Annotated in this window: 2 protein-coding genes; both read left to right on the top strand. The window is 45.1% G+C overall.

Annotation, left to right across the window (positions count from 1 at the left end):
* Nucleotides 1–1500: T9SS type A sorting domain-containing protein (locus tag J7K63_00165; protein MCD6233441.1), on the top strand; the 1500-nt coding region annotated here is incomplete at its 5' end.
* A partial coding sequence (locus J7K63_00160; protein MCD6233440.1) for an alpha-amylase occupies nucleotides 1497–4168 on the top strand: 2672 nt, incomplete at its 3' end. The genes J7K63_00165 and J7K63_00160, both read left to right, overlap by 4 nt.

Below are 4168 nucleotides of genomic sequence, written 5' to 3'. Positions count from 1 at the left end.
GTTTACGGAACAGAAAATGATCTGAAGGCTTTTATCGACTCCTGCCACGGAGCGGGAATCGCTGTCATTCTGGATATTGCCCTCAACCATGCCTATGGCGACTGCCCCTTTGTCCGCCTTTACAACGAGGGGGATTTCGGAGCCCCGCTGGCTGATAATCCCTGGTTCAATGTGATTGCCCCCCATCCTATGAGCGTGGGATACGATTTCAATCATGAGAGTCCTTACACCAAAGCGTTGATGAAGGAGATTACGACACACTGGATTGAGGAATATCATGTGGACGGATACCGCTTTGACCTGTCCAAAGGATTCACCCAGACCTATTCAGGGGATGATATGGACATGTGGAGCCGGTATGATCAAAGCCGTATTGACATTCTGGGTGAGTATGCAGCCCATATACGATCTGTTAAATCGGATGCCATTTTGATTCTTGAACACTTTGCCGATAACGATGAAGAAACAGTCCTGGCCCATAACGGGTTTATGCTCTGGGGAAATATGAACGGTCCCTATAGCCAGGGAGCTATGGGCTGGCTGACTAATTCGGATTTCAGTTATGGGTATTTCAGAAACCGGGGCTGGTGGGCTATGAATCTGGTGACTTTTATGGAAAGCCACGATGAACCGTGGATTATGTACAAAAACCTTCAATACGGAAACTGCACGGAAACTTACTGCATTAAAGATACAGTAACGGCTCTGAAACGCATGGAACTATCCACTGCTTTTTTTCTCACCATACCCGGACCGAAAATGATTTGGCAGTTCGGTGAACTGGGCTACGACAGGGAACTGCCGGAAGAGGAAGGACGCACCGAAGCTAAACCGGTGCTCTGGCACTATTTGAAAAACAAAAACCGGGTACGGCTCTTTAATCTTTATAAAAACCTTTTAAAACTCCGGAAGGATTACCCGTTGTTCCGGAATTCGGAAACCACTGTGTCGATTTATACACCGGATAATATTCCGGACCGCCGTCTGAAACTCTCTTCACCCGATATGAATGCGGTGATCATAGGTAATTTCGGAATGACTGAACATCAAAGCTGGCCGGAATTTCACCATACCGGGACCTGGTATGAGTTTTTTTCCGGGGATACATTGTCTGTAGATGATACAGGTATAACCCTGATGCTTCAGCCCGGCGAATACCGGCTCTATACCGATCAGAAACTTTTCACTCCCGATACAACGCTGCCCGTATCCCTTAAGTCAAATTCAGAAAAAGAGGAAACTTTCCATCTGGTGGATCTTTATCCCAACCCATTCAATGCTGAAATCACAATAAATCTGACACTGCCGGATTCTGGCCCCCTTTCAATTCAGTTTTTTTCAATAACCGGAAAACCCGTGGGTGAATTTTATCTGCCGGCAGTCCGGAAGGGAACATATACCCGGACATTTAATCTCGGTCATTTGCCGTCCGGAGTCTATCTTGTAAAAATGACTCAGAATCAACACAATGCAACCCGTAAACTGGTGCTTTTGAAATGAAAAAAATAATGATTTTGCCGTGTATAGGTTTCCTTTGGGGGATGATAACAACAGCGGAAGCTTCTCCTGTCACATCCGAGCCTGCCAATCCTACTGTCAATGATTCCATCATCATCTATTTCGATGCCACAAAGGGCAATCAGGGACTCAAAGACTTTGCCGGTCCGGTGTATGCCCATACCGGTGTATTGACCGATGAAAGTATCTCATCATCCGAGTGGAAATATGTTGTGACCAATTGGGGGGAGGATACTCCGGAAACCCAATTGAGCCAGGTGGAAACCAATCTGTGGAAACTGGTGATTGGTTATCCCCGGGTATACTATAATATCCCCGAAAATGTCAAAGTGACTCATCTGGCCTTTGTTTTCCGAAGCTCACAACAGTCGGGTGGGGGATATCTTGAAGGGAAGGATGTTGATAATAAAGATATCTTTCTCGAACTCTATGAGCCGGGTATTACGGCTCAATTTATAACCCCAACGATTACGGAATCTTTTCAGGATCCCCGGCGTGAACCCCTCTTCATGACCGATCAGGATACTCTGCATATTCTGGGAACCAGCGTTCAGTTGTTTACCGAAACGGTCCGCACTGAATTATTCATTAACGGAACAAGTGTAAGCTCGGTTAATCACGATACACTCTCTTACACGCTCATAGGAGGTGATTATACAGACGATCTCCTGCAAATTGACCTGATTGCCGAAGATATGTATCAATTGCGTGATACGGCCTCATTTATCGTTATTAAAAATCCCGGACTCAAAGAAGCACCAAGACCGGAGGGGTTGGATGCGGGTATAACTGTTGGTCCTTACGGTCAATCGGTTACATTTTCCCTTTTTGCACCCTATAAGGATTTTGTCTATCTGATCGGTGATTTTAACGACTGGATGGTGCTGCCGGAATTCGAAATGTTCAGAGATTACATCTCCGAAGATGAAGTGTGGTACTGGATAACAGTGCCGGTTGATGAATCGAAAGAATATGGTTTTCAATACCTGATTGACGGTGAAATCCGTATTGCCGATCCTTACACACAAAAAATTCTGGATCCATGGAATGATCCCTATATTCCTGAAAGTGTCTATCCCGGTCTTAAACCCTATCCCAAAGGGAAAACCCGGGAAATTGTTTCAACCTTTACAACAGAAATGTCACCACCCTTTAACTGGACAGATACGGCATTTGTCCGTCCCGCAAGGGAAAAACTGGTGATTTATGAACTGCTCATTCGGGATTTTTTAGCGGACCATCACTATGAAACGCTCATTGATACACTACCGTACTTGAAAAAGCTGGGAGTAAACGCAATAGAACTGATGCCAATCAGTGAATTTGAAGGAAATTCAAGCTGGGGTTATAACCCGAGCTTCTATTTTGCACCTGATAAATATTACGGGACGGATTTTGCCTTAAAGCGTTTTATCAATACGTGTCATCTGGAAGGGATTGCCGTGATTATGGATATGGTTTTAAACCATTCTTATGGACAATCTCCCATGGTGCGCATGTACTGGAACAGCGCAGCATCCCGTCCCTCAGAAGAAAATCCATGGTTTAATGAAGTATCACCTAATCCTGATTACTCCTGGGGATTTGATTTCAATCATGAAAGTCCCTGGACACAGGCCTTTGTGGATTCAGTCCTGGCTTTTTGGATTCAGGAATATCATGTTGACGGATACCGGCTGGACTTTACCAAAGGATTTACCAATACGGCGGGTGATCCCGGATATGATGTGAGCCGGATAAACCTGATCAAACGTTTGGGGAATGTGCTGTGGCAAAAAGATTCCACGGCGTATCTAATTCTCGAACACTGGGCCGATAATTCCGAAGAACAGACCCTGGCGAATGAGGGTTTTATGCTCTGGGGAAATGTGACCCACGTATATCAGGAAGCCTCCATGGGTTATGAATCAGATTTTTCCTGGGGATTCTATGAGTCCCGGGGATGGTCTGAACCTCGTTTGGTCAGCTACATGGAAAGCCATGATGAAGAGCGAATCATGTTTAAAAACCTGAGCTGGGGAAAAGTATCGGGCGACTATTCCATCCAGGAAATTAACACGGCGCTGAACCGTGTAAAATTGATTTCTGCCTTTTTCTATACAATTCCCGGCCCTAAGATGTTATGGCAGTTTGGTGAACTGGGATACGACGTTTCCATTGATACACCCTGCAGGGTGTGTGAAAAACCGATTCGTTGGGATTACTACCACGATGCACAGCGAAAAAATCTGTTTAAAACAACAGCAGCGTTAATCCGGTTACGCCTTACTAATCCTTTATTTTATTCCGGGAATACCCAGGTAGAGATGGATACGGGAGGGATGGTGAAAACTCTGACTCTCACCGGCTCATCCATGCGCAGTGTAATTGTAGGTAACTTTGATGTGGTGGAGAAAACGGCAGATGTAACATTTCCGAGAATTGGCGTATGGTATGATTATTTTAGCGGGGACAGTTTGATATTAGGAAATCTGGCTGAATTAATTCAGCCGTTAACCCTTGCGCCCGGAGAATTTCATATTTATACCGATAAAAAACAGCCCCTGCCGGAACCAGGCATTTTGACCCGTCTTACCGAAGAAATGTTACTTGGCCGTACCTTTGAATTGTTTGACAATTATCCGAATCCCTTTAACGGAATGACCCGTAT

The sequence above is a fragment of the Candidatus Neomarinimicrobiota bacterium genome (genome assembly GCA_021157965.1).
Lineage (GTDB): Bacteria > Fidelibacterota > Fidelibacteria > Fidelibacterales > Fidelibacteraceae > Fidelibacter.
This window is presented reverse-complemented; position numbering and strand designations above follow the sequence as displayed.